Source organism: Meiothermus sp. (genome assembly GCF_026004115.1).
Taxonomy (GTDB): domain Bacteria; phylum Deinococcota; class Deinococci; order Deinococcales; family Thermaceae; genus Meiothermus.
In genome coordinates this window covers 3,011,362-3,032,711 of the sequence record NZ_BPIM01000001.1, presented here as the reverse complement: position 1 = coordinate 3,032,711, position 21,350 = coordinate 3,011,362, and the positions used below count along the sequence as shown (strand labels likewise).

Annotated in this window: 19 protein-coding genes; 12 read left to right on the top strand and 7 right to left on the bottom strand. The window is 60.4% G+C overall.

Features of this window, described 5'->3' with window-relative positions; translation table 11 throughout:
- Positions 1–347 precede the first annotated feature (347 nt).
- Both Q0X23_RS14605 and pdxT read left to right on the top strand, forming a co-directional pair.
- Positions 348–704 carry a hypothetical protein gene (locus Q0X23_RS14605; protein ID WP_297860956.1) on the top strand — a complete coding sequence of 119 codons (357 nt, stop codon included), beginning with the start codon at positions 348–350 and terminating at the stop codon, positions 702–704.
- Positions 705–792: 88 nt separating this feature from the next.
- Entirely contained in the window at positions 793–1,365 is a 573-nt protein-coding gene (pdxT, locus tag Q0X23_RS14600; protein ID WP_374707484.1) for a pyridoxal 5'-phosphate synthase glutaminase subunit PdxT, read from the top strand.
- Positions 1,366–1,442: 77 nt separating this feature from the next.
- Here pdxT and Q0X23_RS14595 read toward each other — a convergent pair whose 3' ends face one another.
- Together Q0X23_RS14595 and Q0X23_RS14590 are read right to left on the bottom strand one after the other, a co-directional pair.
- A complete protein-coding gene (locus tag Q0X23_RS14595; protein WP_374707483.1) occupies positions 1,443–2,588 on the bottom strand; it encodes a carbohydrate ABC transporter permease in 1,146 nt (381 codons plus the stop codon).
- A gap of 55 nt (positions 2,589–2,643) precedes the next feature.
- Positions 2,644–3,861 (bottom strand): carbohydrate ABC transporter permease, encoded by a 1,218-nt coding sequence (locus tag Q0X23_RS14590; protein ID WP_297860953.1) that lies wholly within the window; start codon positions 3,859–3,861, stop codon positions 2,644–2,646.
- 329 nt (positions 3,862–4,190) lie between these two features.
- Between Q0X23_RS14590 and smpB the strand changes: the two genes are divergently transcribed.
- The 6 genes from smpB (at position 4,191) to Q0X23_RS14560 (ending at position 9,898) form a co-directional block, all read left to right on the top strand.
- Positions 4,191–4,622, top strand: a complete 432-nt coding sequence (smpB, locus tag Q0X23_RS14585; protein ID WP_297860952.1) for an SsrA-binding protein SmpB — start codon at positions 4,191–4,193, stop codon at positions 4,620–4,622.
- A gap of 86 nt (positions 4,623–4,708) precedes the next feature.
- Positions 4,709–5,611, top strand: coding sequence for an N-acetylmuramoyl-L-alanine amidase (locus Q0X23_RS14580; RefSeq protein WP_297860951.1), 903 nt, complete (start codon positions 4,709–4,711; stop codon positions 5,609–5,611).
- Positions 5,612–5,621: 10 nt separating this feature from the next.
- Positions 5,622–6,002, top strand: a complete 381-nt coding sequence (locus Q0X23_RS14575; RefSeq protein WP_297860950.1) for a hypothetical protein — start codon at positions 5,622–5,624, stop codon at positions 6,000–6,002.
- A gap of 5 nt (positions 6,003–6,007) precedes the next feature.
- Positions 6,008–6,532: a GerMN domain-containing protein gene (locus Q0X23_RS14570; protein WP_297861239.1), complete on the top strand. Its 525-nt coding sequence runs from the start codon at positions 6,008–6,010 to the stop codon at positions 6,530–6,532.
- Positions 6,533–6,644: 112 nt separating this feature from the next.
- Positions 6,645–7,502 carry an AAA family ATPase gene (locus Q0X23_RS14565; protein WP_297860949.1) on the top strand — a complete coding sequence of 286 codons (858 nt, stop codon included), beginning with the start codon at positions 6,645–6,647 and terminating at the stop codon, positions 7,500–7,502.
- Positions 7,463–9,898, top strand: a complete 2,436-nt coding sequence (locus Q0X23_RS14560; protein WP_297860948.1) for a chromosome segregation protein SMC — start codon at positions 7,463–7,465, stop codon at positions 9,896–9,898. The genes Q0X23_RS14565 and Q0X23_RS14560 overlap by 40 nt, the downstream gene beginning before the upstream one ends.
- Before the next feature lie 67 nt (positions 9,899–9,965).
- Here Q0X23_RS14560 and Q0X23_RS14555 read toward each other — a convergent pair whose 3' ends face one another.
- A complete protein-coding gene (locus Q0X23_RS14555; protein ID WP_297860947.1) occupies positions 9,966–10,412 on the bottom strand; it encodes a phosphate-starvation-inducible PsiE family protein in 447 nt (148 codons plus the stop codon).
- A gap of 1 nt (position 10,413) precedes the next feature.
- Complete coding sequence (locus Q0X23_RS14550; protein ID WP_297860946.1) at positions 10,414–11,433, bottom strand: tyrosine-type recombinase/integrase; 1,020 nt, start codon at positions 11,431–11,433, stop codon at positions 10,414–10,416.
- A gap of 121 nt (positions 11,434–11,554) precedes the next feature.
- Between Q0X23_RS14550 and Q0X23_RS14545 the strand changes: the two genes are divergently transcribed.
- Complete coding sequence (locus Q0X23_RS14545; RefSeq protein WP_297860945.1) at positions 11,555–11,902, top strand: hypothetical protein; 348 nt, start codon at positions 11,555–11,557, stop codon at positions 11,900–11,902.
- Positions 11,903–11,956: 54 nt separating this feature from the next.
- Here Q0X23_RS14545 and Q0X23_RS14540 read toward each other — a convergent pair whose 3' ends face one another.
- Entirely contained in the window at positions 11,957–13,573 is a 1,617-nt protein-coding gene (locus Q0X23_RS14540; RefSeq protein ID WP_297860944.1) for an S-layer homology domain-containing protein, read from the bottom strand.
- Positions 13,574–13,817: 244 nt separating this feature from the next.
- On the opposite strand from Q0X23_RS14540, the gene Q0X23_RS14535 reads away from it, so the two are divergent.
- On the top strand, positions 13,818–16,013 hold the full coding sequence (locus Q0X23_RS14535) for a diguanylate cyclase (protein ID WP_297860943.1): 2,196 nt from the start codon (positions 13,818–13,820) through the stop codon (positions 16,011–16,013).
- A 58-nt stretch (positions 16,014–16,071) separates the two neighbouring features.
- Positions 16,072–17,358 (top strand): histidine--tRNA ligase, encoded by a 1,287-nt coding sequence (hisS, locus tag Q0X23_RS14530; protein ID WP_297860942.1) that lies wholly within the window; start codon positions 16,072–16,074, stop codon positions 17,356–17,358.
- Between the two features lie 221 nt (positions 17,359–17,579).
- On the opposite strand, the gene Q0X23_RS14525 is transcribed toward hisS, so the two are convergent.
- Both Q0X23_RS14525 and Q0X23_RS14520 read right to left on the bottom strand, forming a co-directional pair.
- Positions 17,580–19,088, bottom strand: coding sequence for a SulP family inorganic anion transporter (locus Q0X23_RS14525; RefSeq protein WP_297860941.1), 1,509 nt, complete (start codon positions 19,086–19,088; stop codon positions 17,580–17,582).
- The gene (locus Q0X23_RS14520; protein WP_297860940.1) at positions 19,085–19,426 is read right to left on the bottom strand and encodes a helix-turn-helix transcriptional regulator; all 342 of its coding nucleotides are present in this window, start codon (positions 19,424–19,426) and stop codon (positions 19,085–19,087) included. The genes Q0X23_RS14525 and Q0X23_RS14520 overlap by 4 nt, the downstream gene beginning before the upstream one ends.
- A gap of 168 nt (positions 19,427–19,594) precedes the next feature.
- On the opposite strand from Q0X23_RS14520, the gene aspS reads away from it, so the two are divergent.
- Positions 19,595–21,337, top strand: coding sequence for an aspartate--tRNA ligase (gene aspS / locus Q0X23_RS14515; protein ID WP_297860939.1), 1,743 nt, complete (start codon positions 19,595–19,597; stop codon positions 21,335–21,337).
- Positions 21,338–21,350: the final 13 nt, after the last annotated feature.

Here is a 21,350-nt window from a genome sequence, read left to right as displayed (position 1 = left end):
GGGCTCGGCCTACGAGTGCTTGGGTTTTGAGTTTCCGGGCGGTAACTGTTCTGTCTGGGACAAAGGACTTCTAATCATGAGAGGCTCGATTTTTGTGAAGAGCGCTCTACGCTCCGACAAGATGCACTCCCTCTAAGTGCGCCCACGTTAGATTTTTGTGGTGACGGTCTCGGTGAAAGAAGTGGCCGGTCTTTAAAGCGGCGCAGCTTGTGGGCTCTCCTTTTCGGGTAGAGCAAATTCCTAACGTTGTTGTACGTAGCTCCACAGGTTAGAGGGTATTTTGTACTGGGTTCATGTTACGACTATGTTACAAATAACGTAACGTATTAGTGTATAGTTGTAACGCTATGAAAGCAGAAACCTTTGGCATGGTTTTCTTTGCTGTCACGGCCCTGATCGTGTTGATTCCTACCTGGCTAATGCCAGTTTTGAAGCGCCGCCGTCAGGAACGAGAGTTGCTAGCGCTGGACAGGATGTATCGATTCGCTCTGAAGCACAACACCTTTGTGCGCAATCATCTTGGGGTGCGCTATGTGGTGGTCTTGGGCCAGCAAGGCTTCTACTACATGCTGGCGGGCCAATTTGTGTCTCGAGGGCGCCTGCTGAAAGCCCTGGGGGAGGAGCACGAAAAGCAGCTCCTGAAGGCAGAGGCTGAAGAGAGCCGCCACGGCCCCACTGTCAACCTGATAACATTTCCTGCCTAGATTTACAGGGCCAGGCTTGACCTGGCCTTTTTCTTTTTGGGCGAATCGTGCAGCTTGCTATAGGATTGGGGATGTGAAAATCGGTGTGATGGCGATTCAAGGTGATTTTCGTGAACACAAACAGATGCTGAAAGAACTGGGGGTCGAGGCGGTTGAGGTGCGACTTCCCAGGGACCTGGAAGGCCTGGCCGGCTTAATTGTGCCTGGGGGGGAGTCCACCACAATCGGTATGCTGGCGCGGGAGTATGGCCTCGAGGGCGCGGTGCGAGAGCGTGTCCAGGAGGGTTCGCTCGCGGTCTGGGGAACCTGCGCGGGCGCCATCTGGTTAGCCAGGGAGATACCGGAGTTTCCCGATCAGCCCCGTCTGGGTATCCTGAACATCGCCGTGCAGCGCAATGCCTATGGGCGTCAGGTCGATAGCTTTGAGGAAGACTTAGAGATTCTGGGTCTTGACCGGCCCTTTCATGCTTTTTTTATTCGGGCGCCGCGCATCCTAAAAGTTGGCGATGATGTGAGGGTGCTGGCCAAACATCAGAATGAAGCTGTACTGGTGCAGTCCGGTAAGTTACTGGCCGGTACATTTCATCCCGAGCTGAGCGAAGATACTCGAGTCCATCAGCTTTTCCTGCAGCTATCTTTAAATGTACTGGTAGCCAAATAGGGGCTGTGCTTGCAAACAATTGCATAATATTTTCACGAATATATTGTATCGTGAATATTCTCACTAGCAAATCTCCTTTACTTGATACCACTGCGTGCCACACCCTGAATAAACTGCTTCTGAGCAATAAAATAGCCCAGGATGATAGGCAAAATTGAAACGGTAGATGCTGCCATGAGTGCGCCGTAGTCGCTGCCGGCCTCGCCGATGAACACCTGCAAGCCCAGCTGAACGGTGCGCATCTCCGGGCTGTTGGTCACGATGAGCGGCCAGAGCAGGGCGTTGTAGGCCCCCAGGAAGGTGAAGATGCCATAGGTGATCAGCCCTGGAATCGAAAGGGGCAGCGCAATGTGTAATATCTGCGTCCAGTAGCTGGCCCCGTCTATACGGGCAGCATCGAACAAGTCCTGGGGCAGAGAGAGATAGAACTGGCGCAACAAGAAGATGCCAAAGACCGAGGCCAACCAGGGCACAACTAAAGCGTAATAGGTGTCAATCCACTCGAGCCGCGCCAGCAGCACATAGTTGGGGATTAGCAGTACCTCGCCGGGGATCATCAGGGTAGCCAGAACCAGGCCAAACACCCACGACTTGCCTGGAAAAGGAATCCGGGCCAGGGCAAAGGCTGCCAGCACCGCTAAAAACAACCCACCCAGTACCTGTAAACCTGCGGTGAAAAAGCTGTTGAAAAAATACCGGGCGAAGGGGGCAGCGTACCAGGCCTCGAGGTAGTTGTGGAAGATGTAGCCCAAAAGCCCTGGGGCCACATTGACATACTCGAGCCTCCAATCATCGCCACTGCTGCGGATGGCGTCCGGGGGTAGTTCGGGGGTGTAGCTGGGGTATTCCTTAGAAATCAGGATGACTGCCGGAAGGGTGCGAAAGTGCTCGCTGCTCCGATTGGTGAAACGAATGGCCCAGTGGTCTATTTGATAGGCAACTTCTATCTCGGTTTGCTCGGAGCGCGGGTCGGAGAATGCCCCGGGGGGTGAGGGAACCATGACCTGGGGCGCGGGGCCTGGGGGGGCATAGAGCTTCAGGGTTACGCTTTGCTGGGGGCCAAAACCACCCCACCAGCTCGAGCCTGCCTCTGCACCCAGGCTCCAGGCCACTCGCCAGTTGGACACTTTGAGCCGCTCGGGAATCCAGATAGGCCGGGCTTGCTGGGCCTCTTGAGGACTCTTGAGGCTGGTGGCCAGCATCCAGTAAAAAGGAAACGCCATCACCACAGCCCCCGCAGTTAGCACCAGGTAGATAAAAAACCGGCCCAGGGGGGAGCTACGCCTCATAGTTCACCCGCCTTTCCAGCACCCGCTGCTGGATCAGGGTCAGGATCAGAATCACGCCAAAAACCACCACCGCAATGGCCGAAGCATACGAAAAGTCGGAGTCCCGAAAACCCTTGTTGTACAGATAAAGCGTGACCGTCAGGGTATCTTGCAACACCCCGCCGGTGGGGGTGAGGATTAAGACCTGGGTAAAGACCTGAAACGCGCCAATCAGGCCCAGGGTAAAGAGGAAAAACGTTGCAGGGGAGAGCAAGGGCCAGGTGATTAACCACTGCTGTTGCCACCAGGAAGCCCCGTCTAGCTCGGCAGCCTCGTAGTACTCCCGAGGAATGTTTTGTAACCCAGCCAGCAGCACCACAATCTGGTAGCCCAAAAAGTGCCAGATGGTCATGACCATGATGGCCACAAAAGCCAGGCTGGGCCCGGCAAAAAAGCCCTGCAACGGCAGGCCCAAAGGTGCCAGCAGCAAGCTAAAAATGCCCTCGGGCCGGTTGAGCCAGTCCAGGCCCTGGGTACCCAGCAGGTAGTTCAGAAAGCCAAACTCGGGGTTGTAGATCCAGTCCCAGACTGCCGCGGCTGCGGTGAGGGCCGTGATGTAGGGCAAAAAGTACAGGGTGCGAAAAAGCCCCTGAAATCGCACCCGCTCGTTGAGCAAAATAGCTATCAAGGCCGCCAATCCTATACCTATGGGTACGGTGAAAGCCACAAACCAGAAAGTATTGCCCATGGCCTTCCAGAAAAGCGGGTCACGCAGCAGAATTTCGTAGTTGCCCAGCCCTGCGAATCGGCTGGGTCCTAGAAAGTTGAACCTGTCCAGCAAGGAAAGCCAGACCGCGTAAAAGGCGGGCAAGACCTGCCAGAACAGGAGAAGAGCCAGCGCGGGCCAGACAAATACCCAGCCCCAAAAAGCTGCCTGATCTTTCTCGCTCAGGTGGTTGCGCCAGCCGTGATAACTGATGAAAAGCCCGGCTAATGCGATGAGGGATGCCACTGCATTGAAGTAACCTACCCCCAGACCCGCAAGCGTAACCAGCCCTCCAGCCCATACCAGGGCTGGCGAGCCCCGCATGATCCAGAGGCCCAACCCCACTACCAGCAAGGCCAGCGCTGCGTAGAGCCAGGAGGGCGCAAAGCGCAGGTCCCAGAGCAGGCGCACCAGCAAAGTGCTTACCAGAAAACCTAGATATAAACTCAAACGCAAGCCCATCGAGGGTGAATATACTCCCTGAAAGGTCAGGACAGCATCACGGGTAAGGTGGTCGAGGGCAAAGCTACTCGGAAGGAAGAAGCAAGCATGAGCTGCCACAAAAGACCTGGGTCGTAGCGGGAACCCTTGCAAATAATGCTCGTAGGCAGGCGCCCTGACTGGGTGTAATGCCCCCACCGAGCCTCCCCCGCTGGGGAAGGCGGCAAAGGGAGTGCTCTAGGATTCAAAAAGACAACCTCTGGGGTTTTTGGTGTTGCAAAGCGTCTTTTTGAATCCGGTATAAGCTCCCTCCACAGGGAACTCTTTGAAGCCGTAGAATGGAGTGCCTTATGGCTGGACTCGAGAACCGCAAAGCACGCCACGATTATGAAATCCTGGAGACCCTCGAGGCGGGCCTGGTTCTCAAAGGCACTGAGGTCAAGTCCATCCGGGCGGGCCAGGTGGACTTTACCGGCACCTTTGCCCGGTTTCAAAATGGCGAGCTCTTTCTGGAAAACCTTTATATTGCCCCCTACGAGAAAGGCGGCTACACCAATCACGACCCTCGCCGCCTGCGCAAACTGTTGCTCAAGCGCCACGAGCTCAACAAGCTCAAAGCCCGGGCCGAGCAGAAAGGGCTGACCCTGGTACCGCTAAAGATTTACTTCAACGAGCGGGGCAAGGCCAAGTTGCTCTTGGCCCTGGCGCGGGGCAAGCGGGACTATCAGAAGAAAGCCGACGACAAAAAAAGAGCCATACGGCGGGAGCTGGAAAGCTGGTAGCCTTTGGCTCCCCGACGCTCGGTGCTCCCTGAACGGGCTTGCACTTCTAATCTGGGCCAAGTAAAACTGTAGCGACTGGATCTGGGATGCGGCGCATATTGACGGTTTGGGTGGTATTGCTTGGGCTTGCCCTGGCCCAGTACGAAAATCGCCTGCTGGTGGGTTTTCAGGAGAGTCAGGCCATTTATCCGGGCGGCGGCACGGTAGCCTTTGGCTCCGCAAAGCTGATTGCCGAAGCCCTGGGGCTGGGCTACCTCGAGGCCTCGGGGAAGGTGTACCTGAGCCTGGGCAGCCGGGTGGCGGCTTTTGGCATCAGCAGCCAGGGCGCTGATGCCGTGCGTTTTCTGAATGCCTACCGCTACCAGGGCAGCCTGTGGGTTCCGGTGCGGGAGCTGGCCCGCAACCTCGATCTGTACTACCGCAACGACTATGGCGCACCGGTGCTGGCCCTGCGACCGGCCCGACTGCTGGAGGTGCAGCGGGCCGTAGCGGGCTCGAGCGAACGCTACATCCTTCGTTTTGATCGAGATGTGCAGGTACGGCTTTTGGCCAATAACCCTCCCCGCCTGGCCATGATCGGAGTGCGCGAGGTACCGGATGCGCCGCCCGACTCGCCCGTTAGCTATAGCCGGGAGGACTGGGGTACCGAGATTTACCTGCCGCAAGGCAACGACCCTCCCCGACTGCTGTTTTTGCCCAAACAAGTCGTAGTGGAACGGGGCGGCCTTACCCGGTTGCCCCGGGTGGTTCTGGATGCCGGGCATGGGGGCACCGACACCGGGGTGGTGGTGGGCAGCCTGCGGGAGAAGGATCTGGTTTTGAGCGTGAGCCAGCGTTTGCAGAAGTTGCTCCAGGGCAGGCTCGAGGTAATCCTGACCCGCAACTCAGACCGCGCCGTGCCGCTCCTGGCCAGGGCCCAGTACGCCACCTCGGCCCAGGTATTTATCAGCTTGCACGCGAGCGGCGGGAAACCGGGTTACGGTCTTTAGCCACCCCGAGGTGCAGACCCTGCGCCTGCTGGAAAAAGGCCGTGAGCTCTCGGCCCGCACCCCCGCCAACCAGCGGGCGGTTCTGGAGCGCTATGTGGCGGCTCCAGGCTCGGCTGCGCGGTTTGCCCAGGGGGTGTCGGAGGGCTTTGCCACCGCCGGGATAGTAGCTACCACCAGCCAGGACGCCATGTACGTGCTCTCGATGGCCGGCGGTGCGGCGATCTTGCTCGAGGTGGGCTTCGAACAACTTCGCACCCCGCAGGGCCGCGAACAGGTGGCCGAGGTGCTGGCCAGGGCCATTTTCTCCTACCTGGGCCTGCCCGAAGCCTCCCCCCCGCGCACCGCCGCTCCCACGCCGAACCCAGGCCCCACCGGAGGTGCCAGGCCGTGAGACGGATGCTGAGCTTTACCAACTTGCTGGGCCTGGTGGTGCTAACTTTGGGGGGTTGGGCTTTGTGGTCGCTCCAGAGCGATAGCGGCTCGAGGTCGCTTAACCTCCCCTCCGACCTGGAAAACCGGGGCCCCCGAAACATCAAACTATACTTTGCCAAAGACACCGAGGACGGCCTGGTGGTGGAGGAGCGCACCGTACAGATTGCCGAGGGAGAATATGTCCTGGGGCGCGTGCTGGAAGAACTGGTGCGGGGGCCCCAGATGCAAGGGGCCGCACCCCTGGTTCCGGCGGGAACCCCTGCACCCACCGTTTTCTTGCGCGACAGCACCGCTCTGGTAGACTTACCGGCAGCCTATGGGCGGCTGAACTACGGCACTGCGGGTGAACTGGCCCTGATTTACGGCATCACCAACACCTTGCTGGAGTTCAAAGAGGTGCAGCAGGTCAAGTTTTTGCTGGAAGGCAAGGAAGTTGAAAGCCTGGGGCACCTGTCCCTTCTGGATCCGTTCAAGCGACAAAAGCCGTGAACAGCGTTCAACAGTCGATGGTCCATGGTCAATGGCAGACTCCGATAAGCATCCTGCTGCCTGTATCCCAAACAGATTTTGACCGGCGACCTATTCAGGTATCCGAACCCTTATGAAGATCGAGCGACTCATCCTGCAAGGTTTCAAGTCCTTTGGCGAACGCACCAGCCTCGAGTTTGGCCCCGGCATCTATGGCATTGTGGGCCCCAACGGCTCCGGTAAGAGCAACCTGGTGGAAGCGCTGCGCTGGGTGGTGGGGGCGCGCGCGCGCGAACTGCGCGGGGAGGAAGCCCTTTCGCTCTTGTTCCACGGCGCAGATGGCAGAGCGCCGCTGGGGTTTGCCGAGGTGGGGCTGGAGCTGGGGGGCAACGGACGGCGGGTCAATCTGAGCCGCCGCCTCGAGCGCGACGGCAGCAGCGATGTGCGGCTCAACGGTTCGCGCAGCACCCTGCGACAAGTGGAGCAAGCCCTGATGGGCACGGGGCTTTCCCGCACCGGCTACGCCATTGTGGGGCAGGGTGAGGTGGGGCAAATTTTGCAGGCCGGGCCCGAGGTGCTGCTTTCCTACCTGGAAGAAGCCGCCGGTCTGCGGGCCGTCACCCAGGCCAGCAAGACCGCACACGAACGCCTGGAGAGCGCTACCCTCGAGCTGCAAACCCGCGCGCAGGAACTAGCCGAGCGCAAAGCTTCGGTGGCCGAAAAAGCCCAGCAGGCCGAGGCCGCCCAGAAAGCCGCCTACCCTGGCCGCCCGCAGCCTGGTGCTGCGCCGCAGTGTGCTGGCGGCCCGCATTCGCGAGGCCGACCAGGAGGCCAAAGCTGCGCGGCAGAAGGCCCAGGCGCTGGAACAGGAGCGCACCGAGGCCAGCCAGCGTTTGCGCGAACTGGAGACCGAGAAAAGCCAGGCCCTGGAGGCCCTGGAAGCCGCCCAGAATGCCCACAGCGAGGCCCTCCGGCAAGCCGAAGCCCTTGAGCGGGGAACTGCGGCTAGCGGATCAGGAGCGGGCCTCGCTCGAGGGGCTGTTGCGCCGACTGGCGCAGGATTTGGGCGAAAGTGAGGCCCGCTTGACCCGGCTGCGCTCGCTGTCGGAGCCTGTAGCCCCCAGCGAGCCGGAGCCCACGCCCGAGGTCATGCAGGGCTACCGCCAACGCCTGCAGGAACTGCAAGCCGCGATACAGACAGAGGAACACCAGCTCAAGGCCCAGCAACAAGCCTTCGAACGCTACCTGCAAGCCCAGGCCACCTACGAAGCCCAGAAACAGGCCTACGAGCAGATGCTGGCGCAAAAATCGGCCCTGGAGGCCGATAGGGGCCGTCTCGAGGCCGAACTGAAACACCTGCAGGGCCAGCTTGCGAGGTTGCAGGCCCGTGAAAATGAGCTGCGTGCTCAGTTGAATGAACGGGTCAAGCAAGAAGGCCAGGCCCAGAGCGAAGCCCGTGCTGCGGAGTCTGAGGCGCGTCGCCTCGAGGCCATGCTGCGCTCGGGTTCCGACCTGGCCGAAGGCCCCAAGCGGGCCCGCGAGGCTGGCATTCCCGGACTGATCGGGGTGGTGGCGGATTTGTTGCAGGTGCCCGCCGGGCTCGAGCTGGCCATTGAAGTGGCCATGGGTGGGCGGATGCAATGGGTGCTAACCGAGCACGAGCAGGCCGCCCAGGCCGCCGTGCAACACCTCAAACAACACGGGGGCCGGGCCACCTTTCTGCCGCGTACCCTGTTGCGAGCGTTCCGGGAACGGGAGCGCGACTGGAGCAAGGTACAGGGCGTGGTGGGGGTGGCCCGCCGACTGGTACAGCTACCGGCCTGCCCCGAGGCCCTGCCCTCGCTGCTGGGTGAAACCCTGGTCATGGAGAGTCTGGATGCTGCGCTCGCGCTGGTGCGAACGCACCCTGACCACCCCCGCATCGTTACCCTGGAAGGCGAACTGCTCGAGACCAGCGGGGCCATCACGGGCGGGCGGGTGCAACGGGGCGGGCAGATGCTCGCCCTGCGCCGACGCTACCAGGAGACCCAGGCCGAGGCCCGGCGCCTGAACGCCGAGGCGGAGGCCCTCCGGGCCCAGACCGAAAGCCTGCGGGCCGAACTGGCCGGGCTGGATCTGCCCAACCTTCTGCGGCGCCAGACCGAGCTTGGCTCTGAACTCAAGGCGGTGCAAGCCAGCTTTTCGCGTCTCTCGCATAGCCCCGCACCCCAGGCCCCCCCACCTGCCGCCCCTCCACAGCCTGAACGCCTGCAGGCCCTGCGTAACGAGCGCGAAGCCCTGAATGCTCAGATGGCCCAGGAGCGAGAGGTGTCAAGCCAGTGGCAGCGCTACCGGGAAGATCTCGAGCGCTACCACCAGGCCCACAAGGAGATGGGTGAGCTCGAGACCCGCCTCCACCGCCTGCGCAGTGAGCAGGGTGAACTGGGGCAAAAACTAACCGCCATTCAGGCCCGCAAAACCGAACTCGAGCAGGCCCAGCGCAGCCTGAACCTGCGCCACCTGGAAGGGGCCTTGTATGCGGCCCGTGGCCGTACCCGGGCCTTGTCAGAGGAAGAAACTCGGCTCATTGCACGCACCAACCAGCTTTTATCCGACCTCGAGGCCCTCCACCTGACCCAGGCCCGCCGCGAGGCCACCATCGAGACCCTTCAGCAAGAGTTGGCCGAGCTACCCCCGCTCCCGGGGCCGGACGATCCCCTTCGGGACGGCGCAGCCTCCTTGTACCGGGTGGAGGAGGGCTCCTCGCGCAGCCTGGCCCGCGCCCTTTCGGAAACCGAGGCGGCCCTGGAAGCCCTGGGCCCCATCAACCATCTGGCCGAACAGGAGTATGCCCTTCTGAGCGAGGACATCCAGAAACTCGAGGTGGCCTTGCAGGAGTCAGAAACGGTAGTGCGCAAACTGGAGGCCGAGCTTCACCTGGTGCAGTCCGAATACCGCGAGCGAATGCAGCAGGTATATGCCACATTCAAGGAAAAATTTGCCCACTACGCCAGCGCTTTACTGGACGCCGAGGTCGAACTCGAGCGCACCCATCAGGGTCTCGAGCTGATTCTCAAGCCTGCCGGCAAGCGCACGGTTAACTTGAACCTGCTCTCCATGGGCGAGCGCACCATGGGCGCCCTGGCCTTTTTGTTTGCTCTCTCGGAGGTAGGGGAGGGGAGCGGAGGCCTGCCCATAGCCGTCCTGGACGAAGTAGACGCCCCGCTAGACGAAGCCAACATTCAGCGCTTCTGCCGCTTCTTGCAGCACTTCAAGGGCCAGACCCAGTTTATTCTGGTGACCCACCAGAAGCGCACCATGGAAGCCTGCGATGCCCTGTATGGCGTGACGACCGAGAAGGGCGTGAGCCGGGTGTACAGCATCAAGCGCGAGGAAGCCCTGGCCTAAAACTGCCCCAGCAGCGCACAATCTTCACCTTGTAAACTTACGTCCAACTCCCGGCAACACACTCTCCTCAACCCGCATGTTTTTTCTCCTTGCTGTAAGGGAAAGCAATGGCCAGGGCCCTGGCTGCAATCAGAGCCAGGATACCGACACTCCAAACCAGTACATCCCAGCCCTTGATATCTCCGGAGAAAAGGCCCAGCATCATCTCCCGCAGTAGAAACACCACCGCTACCTCTACAAGTATTTCTGGCCGGATACGGTCGAACTCGAAGTAATCCACAAAAGCCCGTACCAGCTCGAGCACTACCACCAGGGACAAAATGTTGGTTACCAGATCCTTAAGGCCCAGACGCACGGTCGGTTGAGTAAAGGCCAGGCCCAGATCCAGTAATGTGCGGCCAACGCTTACCAGAAGGCCTAACAGTAGCGCAACGAGGGACAGATTAAAGATGATGCGGGTGGTTATCCGAAAAAAGGTGAGCAGGTTCTTTTGAGTTATAAGCTGGCTATTCATACTATTCCTCAAGCCCATCGACAATCTCAAACAGCCCTTCCAGATCCATCTTGGCGTAGATGGCGCTGGTGTTAATGTTGGTGTGCCCTAGAAGTCGGGCGGTGGCGTGGAGGTCGCGGCTTTTTTTGTAAAAGCGGGTGCCGGCCGTGTGGCGCAGCATGTGGGCCCCATAGTAGCGCTCGGGAAAACCCAGGGCTCGGTAGTGTCGGTTCAGAATTTTCCGCAGGGTTTTGTCGGTCATGGCCTGGCCACTGGCTTTGCGCCCCCCCAGATTGATGAGCAGGGCGCGCTCGCCCGCGACGGCGTGAGCCAGCCGCAGCTTCAGCCAACCCTCGAGCTCTTGTACCATTGAGCGTGAGAGGGGCACACTGCGCTGTTTGCCACCCTTACCGCTGCGGATGAGCAATAGTCGCTCCTGGAGGTGTATATCTTCCACCCACAAGTTAACAAGTTCACTAATACGCAGTCCGGCCTCGGCCATGAGCCGTACCGCCAGGCGATCCCGGTAGGTTTGTGGCTCACCACCCGCAAGGTGTCCTAAAAGTTTTTGATATAGACCCTGGGGTAAGGCTGGCCGACGTTCCTCGGGGGGTGTGGGGTCGTGGGGTGAATGCACCTGTGGCAATACGGCAGCGCCTGCCCACTCGAGCGCCCGGTAAAAAGCCCGAACACCCGCTACGTAGGTTGCGATAGAACCGGGCTTGAGCCGCTGGCCCTCAGAGTTTTGCAGGTGGCCGCCCTGCAGTTGCAGATCGGCGATGTAGCGGTCGAGGTCGTCCGAGGTGGCTTTGAGGATTTCCAGCGACTGGGTATCTGACCAGGCCCAGGCCAGAAAGTCGCGCACCGCCAGACGGTAGTTCTCGAGGGTTCGCGGGCTCAGCGTGGCGCGTTTTCGGCCTTTGAGAACCAGGTGTGCCTCGAGCAACTCGAGCAAACCCTCCAGGCTGCGCTCGTGGGCGGCCCGGATGGCCTCGAGGCGGCGTTTGGCCGGGTTGTTCCAGTTCGCCAGCGGCACCAGCATGCCACCAGTATATCAAATGCGTACTTAGGATTATAAGTGCGCTTTTTATTTCATCTTAGCTTTAGCTTTCTTTGAGTTAACACCGAGGTCGTGAAAGCCTGTTTTTATACTGGTGATACTTATGGAAATCAACTTTGCTGTGGTTTTGCTGATGCTCGGGCTGGCCTTTTTGATTCTTTTTTCGATCTGGTATCCACAAGCGCAAAACCGCAAGATGGATCAAGGGGTACGGGCCCTGGCGCGGATGTCCCGGCACGCCCGCCGTCACAACACCCTGGTACGCTATTACAACGGCACACCCTTTGTAGTAACCCACCAGCGGCGGGGCCTGGTGTACATGTACGCTGGCCAACTGGTAACCAGGGCCCAGCTTGTACAGTTCTTGGGCAACGAGGAGGTCGTGCGGCGGGCCGAGCGTGAGGAGTCCCAGCTCGCTCCCAACCCCACCCGCCTCACCATACCCGGCTGAAAGCCCTCGAGTGCGCAGTTCGCGAAACGAAGCGAAAACCTCACCCCAATTTGCTCACCACAGCGGCTTATCTAGCTTCAGGCGTAGGACGCCCTGCTGAAGGATGACCGCCTCTGTTGAGCTAAGCAACGCCAGCCCACGGGGGTTGGTTAGGGGAACCTCCAAAATAAGCTTTTTGGTTAAGGGCTTGACCAGGGGTCTGAGTTCCAGGCCGGCCTCGGGGGTGTCCCATTCGGTAAAAGCCAGGTCGTCGGCCTGGTTCAAATCCACGCTATAGATACGGCTTTTCTGGCCGTCGTGCTCATGTACCAGCAACAACCGAGGCTTGGGCCAAGCCAGGCCCACCACCCGGTTTTTGGGGTCGTCCAGTAAGTAGGCGTATTCTGCGAAAAGCCCATCGGGGTTCAGGCCCAGGAGCACCAGCCGTAGCACCTGCGAGGAGGCGGCTTTTTCGCAATCGGGCAAACAGAGGGGCCGCCCGCTCATGAGGGCCAGGTAGTTGCGGCTTTCGTCCAGGGCTACTCCGCCCAGCAAGCCTTCCTGCACCCCGGCGGCAAACACCGGCGGCAGGGCCTCGCGCGCCCCGGACTGCCCAATGGGGCCATAGAGCCGGGTTTTTTGAGCTTTAGCATCCCAGAACAGAAGCTGCCGACCCCCCTCGAGCCAGGCCCAACCCTCGCTGGCCACGGCCACGGCCTCGTTGAGGGGATAGAAGGCCTCGAGGCGGGGGCTTTCATCCAACCTCAATAGGGCAATGGCCTGCTGTCCCTGGTGCTTGAGGGTTGCCCAGACCCGGCCACTCCCCCGATCCTGGCCAAGGTGAATCAGGCTTTGCTCAAGGATGGCCGAAGCCCATCCCTCTGGCAAAGGTGCTGCGCTAAGGCTGGACAGCGCCGTACCCTCTGGAACCGAGGCCGTTGTAACCTCCACCGGAACCAACGGTGTCTGCTGGCTCGCTTGGACACTGGAGTTAACCCCGGTTTGACCAGCAGGTAGGGCGCTCGAGCTAGGGGACTGTGGGGTGTTGTTCGGCAAGGCGGACGCCACGCCAATCTGGGCAGACGCCTCCTGGCTCGACAACCCAAGCTGCCCGACACGCCATAGCGCACGGGCCATCTGGTAACGGTTGACCGGCTGGTTTCCCCTGAATAAACCGTCTGCGCCCATGGGCAAAACATCCAATCCGATCATCCGCATCACCGCTCCTTCGGCCCAGTGACCGGCCGGTAAATCGTCCGGACGAAGCGCCCGGGCCGGAGCGGCGATTCCCAGACTTTGCAATAGCTTGTCGAGCACCAGGCTAAGCTGGTACCGCGTAAGAACCGACGCTCCCCGATAGGTCTGATCAGGGAAGCCCAGCACAAGTCCCTCCCCTACCATCCGCCGAATACCCGGCAAGGCCCAATGGTTGGGCTTAACATCCTTAAAGCGCACCTCGCTCTCGCGCACGGGTAAAGGGCTGTCGGCAAGCACTCGAGCCAGCGTGGTGGCCAGCTGGTAGCGATCCAGGCTCAGCTCACCCTTGAATGCACCCCCTGGGTAGCCCTGCAGCCAGCCTCTCGCTACCACTTCGGCCACGGCGGGCGCAGCCCAGTGGTCTTTGGGTATGTCGTTGGGTAGAGCCCCAGCCCACAATGTTACAACAAACGTTACGTATACAAAAAATCTCATGAAGGAAATACTAGCTGTTAGCAAAGTGAAGTATTACCCATCCATCACCAATAAGCGTTACGTGGACTCGAGTCCACCTTCTGGCATCCCTGGGCCTGATTGAAACCGGTGGTGCGTTTGTCCGAAGGCGCGCCCGCTTGCAGACCGGATTTCAAGTCAAATCCAGTCAGGCTAGGCTGATGGTTATTCTAGCCTGTTTTGAAGCGCTTAATTTGCTAAACTGGGGGCCATTATAGGAAAGCAGATGACCATCCCCTACCCCGCTATTCTTGCTGCCTCATTGGCCGCAGCTGCAGCGGTCTATGGTCTGGGATTGGCCGGCATTTATGCGTTGCCCTGGTTCATGTTTTTTACGGCAACGGCGGCCAGCGTGCACGGCCTCTGGATCGGCACGGTCGCAGCGCTGGGCGCGGTGCTTTTGCTAAACTTTTACCCCTCCAACCCCCAGGATTATCTGGTGATGGCCTTCATTCTGCTGCTGTCGGCTTACCTGGCCGACCAGGTTGGCCACAGCCTGCGCAAGGCCCACCGGCGGGCCAAACAGCTGGCGCAAATTCAGGATGTCTTTTTACAAGGCCTGGAACTCGTGCCACGCTTTCTGAGCCGCGAGCAGCTTTTGCGGGAGCTGCCGGGCATGTTCTCGCAGCTTTTGCGGGGCAGCCAGTTGCGTATCTGGATTCCCCGGGGGGCCCAACAGCTGGAGCTCCTCCAGACAGGCCCGCTCAACACCAGCGACCTGCCCACACCTTTGGTGCGGCAGGCCCTGGGGGTTCGCCACCTGGTCTGGCCCGACATGGACGCTGCGCGACGAGGCCCCAAAAAACTGGGCCATTCTGCTCCCGGAAGGCTAGACACCCCGGGCCCCTACGAACTGGCGGTGGCCCTGCGCATGCGGGACGAGCCGGTCGCGGTATTGCAGTTTTTGCGGGGGGAGGCCTGGCGCCCGGAGGAACTCGAGCTTTTCTCCCGCCTAGCCCAGACCGTGAGCCGCCAGCTCGAGCACCTGCAAGACCTCGAGCTGCGCAGGCTTCTGCTCAATGTGGCCGACCAGCTCTCGGCCGCCAGCAACAAACAACAAGTGGCCCAGGTGGCCCTACGCCACCTGTTGTCTGCGCTGGATATGGAAGCCGGCGCAGTAATGCAGTATGTAAAAGGCACCTTGCGGGGTCTTGCCTGGTACCTGCCCAAAGATTTGCGGCCCGCCCTGACCCCTCTAGCCCAAGAACTCGTCAACCGTCAGAGTGTCGCCTGGCAGGCCTACCACAGCGGGGAGCCTTGCTTTGCGGAAAACTATTCTGTCCATCCCGCGGCCTTGCCGGAACTCCAGCAGCTCGGTTTTGAAACCTTGGTGGCCTACCCAGTACACGTCCGCGACGCCATGAAGGGCCGGGTGGTGCTGGTTCTAGGCAAGCGGGCCCGGGTGGCCTGGTCACGCGGCAAAAGGGAAATTCTTTTAGGGGTAGAGCGGCTCCTCAGCTCTGCCCTGGAGCGGGCCCTGCTGGAGGAACTGCACCAGCGGATTAGCCGCCTGCTCACCGAGGCCTGGTCGGTGCCCTCCCAACAGGTCTATGCCCATATCCTCGAGGCGGCTGTGGAGCTGGTACCCGGCAGCGAGGCCGGGAGCCTGTGGGTGTGGGATGGGGCCGCCTATCGCTGTGGGGCCTGGGTGGGCTCTGGGCAGGCCTGCGAAGAAACGCAGGACGAGAGCAGCTTTATCGAGTGGTTTGGTTTGGAACCAGCCAAGGCGCTTTCAGGCCAGCCCCGCATTCGCAGCGGTCAACAAACCTTGCGTCCGGGCTTACAGGCCAACCTGTGCCTTCCTGTGGGCCATCAGGGCCGGGTGCTGGCCTATCTTAATCTGGATAGCCTGCACGACCCCGAGGCATTTGCCGAAGACTCCCTGGCGGTAGCCCGTTTGTTTGCTGTGCCGATTGCCACTTTGATACACGAACTGCAAAATCGGTCGACTTTGCAAAAAGCCGCGCTGACCGATGGGCTCACTGGCCTTTACAACCGACGGGCTTTTGATCTGCGCCTGCGGGAGGAGTTCGAGCGGGCCCGGCGCTACCGGTATCCACTCTCGCTGCTGGTGATTGATCTTAAGAACTTCAAGCCCATCAACGACCAGTTTGGCCACACCGTGGGGGATCAGGCCCTGGTGGCGGTGGCCAGGGTACTGGCCCAGGAACAACGCTTAGGTGATATGGTCTTCCGTTGGGGCGGCGACGAGTTTGCAGTGCTGTTGCCGCAGACCGACCTGGAGGGGGCCAGGGCTGCAGCCAGCCGGCTGCTCGAGGCCCTCTCAACCATCTGCTTTGAAGGCTTTTGCCTTTCAGCCAACATCGGCGCGGCCAGTTTCCCCCAGGAAGCCGATAGCGCACAGATGCTGCTCAACCTGGCCGATCGGCGCATGTACGACGATAAAAAAGGGGTTGGGTAAGGCTTTAGCCTGCTTGCGGGAGGGCCCCCGAGCACGCGGGCCCCTTAGAATAAGATTCATGTTGAAGGCGGTACCCGGAACCAACGACATCTTTGCCCAGGCCAGAGAATACCCTTTCCGTGAGCCGGTCTTTCGCTACATTACCCAGACTGCCGAGGAGGTGTTGCGGGGGGCCGGAGCGCAGATGATCCATACCCCCATCTTCGAGTACCTGGAGGTTCTGCAAAAAGGCGTGGGCCTGACCTCGGACATTGTGGTCAAGAAGGAGATGTACGTGCTCGAGGACCGTGGAGGCCGGGTGCTGGGGCTGCGTCCGGAGCCCACGGCCTCCATCGTGCGGGCCTACAACGAACACGGCATGAAGGTCTGGCCCCAGCCGGTGCGGCTTTTTACCTGGGGGCCCATTTTCCGGGCAGAACGCCAGCAAAAGGGTCGCTACAAGCAGTTTCATCAGGTAGACTACGAAGCCCTGGGCCTCGCTGACCCTCTCCTGGACGCGGAGGCCATTGCGCTGATGGTGCGCATTTACAAAACGTTGGGCTTGAAAAACCTCGAGGTCAAGCTGGGCTCGGTCGGCGACCCCGAAGACCGCCTGCGCTACAACGAGTACCTGCGGGAGCTGTTCAGGCCCCACGCCGAGAAGCTCTCGGAGGACTCCAGGGTGCGCCTGGAAGCCAACCCCATGCGGATTCTGGACTCCAAGAGCGAGATCGACCAGCAGATTGTGGCCGATTTGCAGGTCAAGCCCATGCTGGCGTTTCTGGGTGAAGCCTCGCGGGCCTTCCACGAGAAGGTGTGTTCCTACCTGGAACGGTTGGGGATTTCGTTCAGCGTTGACCCCAGCATTGTGCGCGGCCTGGATTACTATGTCCGCACCGCCTGGGAAGTCCACCATGCTCAGATCGGGGCCAAGTCGGCCCTGGGGGGTGGAGGTCGCTACGACGGTCTTTCCGAAATGCTGGGCGGTCCCCGGGTACCGGGGGTGGGCTTTGGCATAGGCATCGAGCGGGTGGCCATTGCCCTCGAGCAAGAGGGCGTTGCGATCCCTCCCGACCCCTCCCCCACGCTTTACCTGGCCCCCCTAGACGAACCCGCCCAGATTGAGGCCCTGGCCCTGGCCGAAAGCTTGCGTCCTAAGGTGAGCGTGGAGATTGGCTATACCCCCAAAAGCCCGCGCAAGGCCCTCGAGGACGCCCTCAAGAAAGGAGCCCGCTACGTGGGCTTCCTGGGTGAAGGCGAACGGGCCAGGGGGGTCATCACCCTCAAACACCTGGAAAGCGGTGCGCAGAAGGAGCTCGAGCCCCTGCAACTGCACAGCCTCTTTGAGGGCCCCGACCCCAAGTAGCCATTGCCTTTTTCATCAGCCCGCTAGGGGCCGATGGGTTTACTTTCTGATTGTGCTGGTCGGTTTCGCTCTACGTGGCTCCAAGCGTGGGCGATGGCCTGGTCGGTGGTTTCGAACAGGTGGTGCCCATGGGTCGTTATTTCGTCAAGCAAGCCCATGCGCGCCAGCACTTCCCTGGGTTGCGGTTGTAACCCAGAGATAAGAAACTTAATGCCTTTTCGCTACAGGGCTTGCTTCATGGTCAAGAGGGCGTTGGCCCCGCTCGCATCGATGACCTTAACCCGCCGCATCCGCAGAATCAGCGCGTCTACCTTGGAGATTTGTGTCAGGTTGTTGATAAACTCGCCTGCTGCCGCAAAGAACAGCGGCCCGTCTACCCGGAAAGCCACCACCCGCTCGCGCAGCAGGTCGTGGTCGACCTCGAGGTGCGCCGGAACCTGGGGTGCTAGATCCATGGGCTCCAGGCTCAGGGAGTTACGCATTCGCTGGATGAACAAAATCCCGGCCAGCACCAACCCCACCTCGATGGCCAGCACCAGGTCGAAGGCCACCGTCATGCCCATGGTGACCAGCATGGTGCTCAGGTCACTTTTGGTCGAGCGCAAGATGGCCTGCACAGCCTCCCACTCGATCATCCGCACCGCCACCATCATCAGAATGCCCGCCAGGGCAGCGAGGGGAATCACTTGCGCCAGCGGCCCCAGCAGCACCACCACCAGGAGCAAGAAGAGCGCATGAATGATGCTCGAAAGTCGGGTTTGCGCCCCCGAGCGAACATTGACCGCCGTCCGGGCGATGGCTCCGGTGGCCGGAATTCCCCCAAAGATGGGGGCCAGCAGATTGGCGAAGCTCGAGCCAATCACCTCCCGGTCGGGGTCGTGGCGTTCACGGATAGTCATGCTGTCGGCCACAACAGCCGAAAGCAGGGTTTCGATACCGGCCAGCAGAGCTACCGCCAAAGCAGGGCTGAACAGGCGGCTCACATCGGTAAAACTCCAGGCGGGCAGATGGGGCGCAGGCAGAGTGGTAGGAATCTCGCCGATGCGGGGCACATCAAAAAGTAAGCTCACCAGCGTTACTGCAATGAGGGCCACAATGCTACCTGGAATGTGCTTGACATAGCGGCCCCACAACAAAATTAGACCCACCGTGAGCAGAGTCAGGAGCGGGGCGGCCATTTCGGGTTGGCGAAGATAATCCTGCAAAGCCTTCAGGGTGATGGGCAGGATATGTTCGCCTCTGGGCGTTGCCACGCCCAGCATCGCCGGAACTTGCTGCAGGAAAATGATGATGGCAATGCCATTGGTAAAGCCAATCACCACCGGGTAAGGGATGAGTTGAATGAGGCGACCAAAGCGCAGCAGGCCCATGACCAGCAGGATCAGGCCGGCCATGATGCCTACCAGAAAAATCTTGTCTACCCCGTACTGGGCAATGATTGGCAGGAGAACCACCGTCATGGCTCCGGTGGGGCCGGTGATGTTGTAACGGGAACCACCCATCACCGAGCCTGTGAAGCCAGCCACAATGGCGGTAAAAAGTCCGGCGGCAGCTCCCGCCCCACTGGTCACCCCAAAAGCCAGGGCCAGGGGTAGCGCAACTACCCCCACGGTCAGACCGGCCAGCAGGTCCTGCTGGAGGCGGGTTGGGTTGTAGTCGGCGAACTCCTGGCGCCAGGCTGGAATGGGGTTGAGGAGCTCGAGGCTCTTCAGCCAGCTGTTGTCAATCACCCCGGCTTCACCTCCCGTCGGATCTGGGCCAGCATCTCGCCGGACTGGGCCAGTTGTCGTTCGAAAATGGTTCGACCCAGGTCAAGAAAGACGTACACCTCCGGGTCAGCGGTGCGGTAAAAGATAGTGGTGCCTTCCTTTCGGGTTTCCACGAACCCCCGCTGGCGCAAGACAGATAGCTGCTGCGAAACCGCAGGCTGGTCGGCATTAAGTTCAGCCACCAGTTGACCTACGCTCTTCTCCCCTTTGCGCAGGCTGTCTAGAATAGCCAGCCGCAAAGGGTGGCTGAGTGCCTTGAAAAACTCCGCTTTGAAGCGATGGAGGGCCGATTCCGCCATGATATAATTATAGTATAATATTACAATATTTGCAAGTTCGCGTAGCCCCACCTATATCTTTGATTTGTGTACATTTTCACGATAATCAAAGCTCGTGAAATCTTTACTAACTAGCTATATACGTCTTCGCAATTTGAGAAGTTTTCACAAAAAGGTATGCTAAAGCCTATGCGCCGTACGCTCTATTGTGGCCAATTACGCGAACAACACGTCGGAGAAAAAGTAGTCCTGGAAGGCTGGGTCAACCGCAGGCGCGACCTGGGGGGGCTCATTTTTATTGACCTGCGGGACCGCGAGGGCATCGTTCAGGTTATCGTCAAGCCCGATTCATCCTGTTTTAGTGAAGCAGATAAGGTGCGCTCGGAATGGGTGGTGCGGATTGAGGGGGTGGTTCGTAGCCGCCCTGCCGAACAGGTCAACCCAAAACTGAGCACCGGTGCGGTGGAGGTGGTGGCGGAGGGCCTCGAGGTGCTGGCTGAAGCCAAGACACCCCCCTTCCCCATCGATGCTGGCTGGCGGGGTGAGCAGGACCAGAGCGTAAATGAGGAAGTGCGTCTGAAAAACCGTGTGGTAGACCTCCGTCGAAAGCGGCTGCACGACAACCTGCGGCTAAGGCACAAAGTGATTGCCGCAATCTACCGCTTTCTGGATGCCGAGGGCTTCATCGGCGTGGAAACCCCCTACCTGACCCGCTCGACCCCTGAAGGCGCGCGGGACTTTCTGGTGCCCTCGAGGCTGGAGCCCGGCCACTTTTATGCCCTGCCCCAGTCGCCCCAGCTCTTCAAACAGATGCTGATGGTGGCGGGCTACGACCGCTATTTCCAGATCGCCCGCTGCTTCCGCGACGAAGACCTGCGGGCCGACCGCCAGCCCGACTTCACCCAGCTCGATATGGAGCTGTCCTTCGTGACCCAGGAGGACATCATTGCCCTCAACGAGCGGCTGGCCGCCTACATCCTCCAGGAAGCCCTGGGGGTGGAGCTTAGCCTTCCCTTCCCGCGCCTCACCTATGCCGAAGTGATGAACCGCTACGGCTCCGACAAACCCGACCTGCGCTTTGACCTGGAGTTGCAAGACGCAACGGAAGTGTTCAAAGGCGGTGAGTTCAGGGCCTTTGCCAGCGCCGAGACCGTCAAGGTCTTGGTGGTGCCGGCCCTGCTACCCCGCAAGGAGATCGAGGAGCTCGAGGCCCTCGCCAAGTCCAAAGGGGCAGCGGGTCTGGCCTGGGCCCGGCTGGAAAATGGCGCGTTCACGGGAGGTATTGCCAGGTTCATACCGCCCGACCTGCGTGAGAAAATAGCGGTATCGGAGGGCCAGACCGTACTGTTCGTGGCCGGACCCTGGCGTAAGGCGGTCGAGGGCCTGGGGGCGGTGCGGCTCGAGCTCGGCAAGCGGCTCAAGCTGATCGAGCCCGGCTACAAGTTTTTATGGGTGGTGGACTTCCCTCTCCTGGAGTGGGACGAAGAAGCCAACCGGTGGACCTACATGCACCACCCCTTTACCAGCCCCAACCTCGAAGACCTGCCGCTGCTGGAGAACAACCCCGGCCAGGTGCGGGCCTACGCCTACGACTTTGTACTCAACGGCAGCGAAATTGGGGGCGGCTCCATCCGCATCCATGGACGCGACTTACAAGAGCGCATGTTTAGCCTGCTGGGCATCGGCCCCCAGGAGGCCCAGGAGAAGTTTGGCTTTTTGCTCGAGGCCCTCTCCTACGGCGCACCCCCCCACGGCGGCATCGCCTGGGGACTCGACCGTTTCGTAGCGCACCTGGCCGGCGAGGATTCTATTCGGGAGGTCATTGCCTTCCCCAAAAACAAAGAGGGAAAAGAACCGCTCACCGGCGCCCCTGCCCCTGTGGACGAGACCCAGCTGGCTGCGGTCGGGCTGGCCATACGGGGTAAGGCATGAAACCCAAAGACAC

What these genes read in the sequence shown, in the direction of transcription:
- Q0X23_RS14605 (WP_297860956.1), top strand. Translation starts at nt 348, where the DNA reads ATGAAAGCAGAAACCTTTGGCATGGTTTTCTTTGCTGTCACGGCCCTG.
- pdxT (WP_374707484.1), top strand. Translation starts at nt 793, where the DNA reads ATGGCGATTCAAGGTGATTTTCGTGAACACAAACAGATGCTGAAAGAA.
- Q0X23_RS14595 (WP_374707483.1), bottom strand. Translation starts at nt 2,588, where the DNA reads ATGGCGTTTCCTTTTTACTGGATGCTGGCCACCAGCCTCAAGAGTCCT.
- Q0X23_RS14590 (WP_297860953.1), bottom strand. Translation starts at nt 3,861, where the DNA reads ATGGGCTTGCGTTTGAGTTTATATCTAGGTTTTCTGGTAAGCACTTTG.
- smpB (WP_297860952.1), top strand. Translation starts at nt 4,191, where the DNA reads ATGGCTGGACTCGAGAACCGCAAAGCACGCCACGATTATGAAATCCTG.
- Q0X23_RS14580 (WP_297860951.1), top strand. Translation starts at nt 4,709, where the DNA reads ATGCGGCGCATATTGACGGTTTGGGTGGTATTGCTTGGGCTTGCCCTG.
- Q0X23_RS14570 (WP_297861239.1), top strand. Translation starts at nt 6,008, where the DNA reads ATGCTGAGCTTTACCAACTTGCTGGGCCTGGTGGTGCTAACTTTGGGG.
- Q0X23_RS14565 (WP_297860949.1), top strand. Translation starts at nt 6,645, where the DNA reads ATGAAGATCGAGCGACTCATCCTGCAAGGTTTCAAGTCCTTTGGCGAA.
- Q0X23_RS14560 (WP_297860948.1), top strand. Translation starts at nt 7,463, where the DNA reads ATGCCCACAGCGAGGCCCTCCGGCAAGCCGAAGCCCTTGAGCGGGGAA.
- Q0X23_RS14555 (WP_297860947.1), bottom strand. Translation starts at nt 10,412, where the DNA reads ATGAATAGCCAGCTTATAACTCAAAAGAACCTGCTCACCTTTTTTCGG.
- Q0X23_RS14550 (WP_297860946.1), bottom strand. Translation starts at nt 11,433, where the DNA reads ATGCTGGTGCCGCTGGCGAACTGGAACAACCCGGCCAAACGCCGCCTC.
- Q0X23_RS14545 (WP_297860945.1), top strand. Translation starts at nt 11,555, where the DNA reads ATGGAAATCAACTTTGCTGTGGTTTTGCTGATGCTCGGGCTGGCCTTT.
- Q0X23_RS14540 (WP_297860944.1), bottom strand. Translation starts at nt 13,573, where the DNA reads ATGAGATTTTTTGTATACGTAACGTTTGTTGTAACATTGTGGGCTGGG.
- Q0X23_RS14535 (WP_297860943.1), top strand. Translation starts at nt 13,818, where the DNA reads ATGACCATCCCCTACCCCGCTATTCTTGCTGCCTCATTGGCCGCAGCT.
- hisS (WP_297860942.1), top strand. Translation starts at nt 16,072, where the DNA reads ATGTTGAAGGCGGTACCCGGAACCAACGACATCTTTGCCCAGGCCAGA.
- Q0X23_RS14520 (WP_297860940.1), bottom strand. Translation starts at nt 19,426, where the DNA reads ATGGCGGAATCGGCCCTCCATCGCTTCAAAGCGGAGTTTTTCAAGGCA.
- aspS (WP_297860939.1), top strand. Translation starts at nt 19,595, where the DNA reads ATGCGCCGTACGCTCTATTGTGGCCAATTACGCGAACAACACGTCGGA.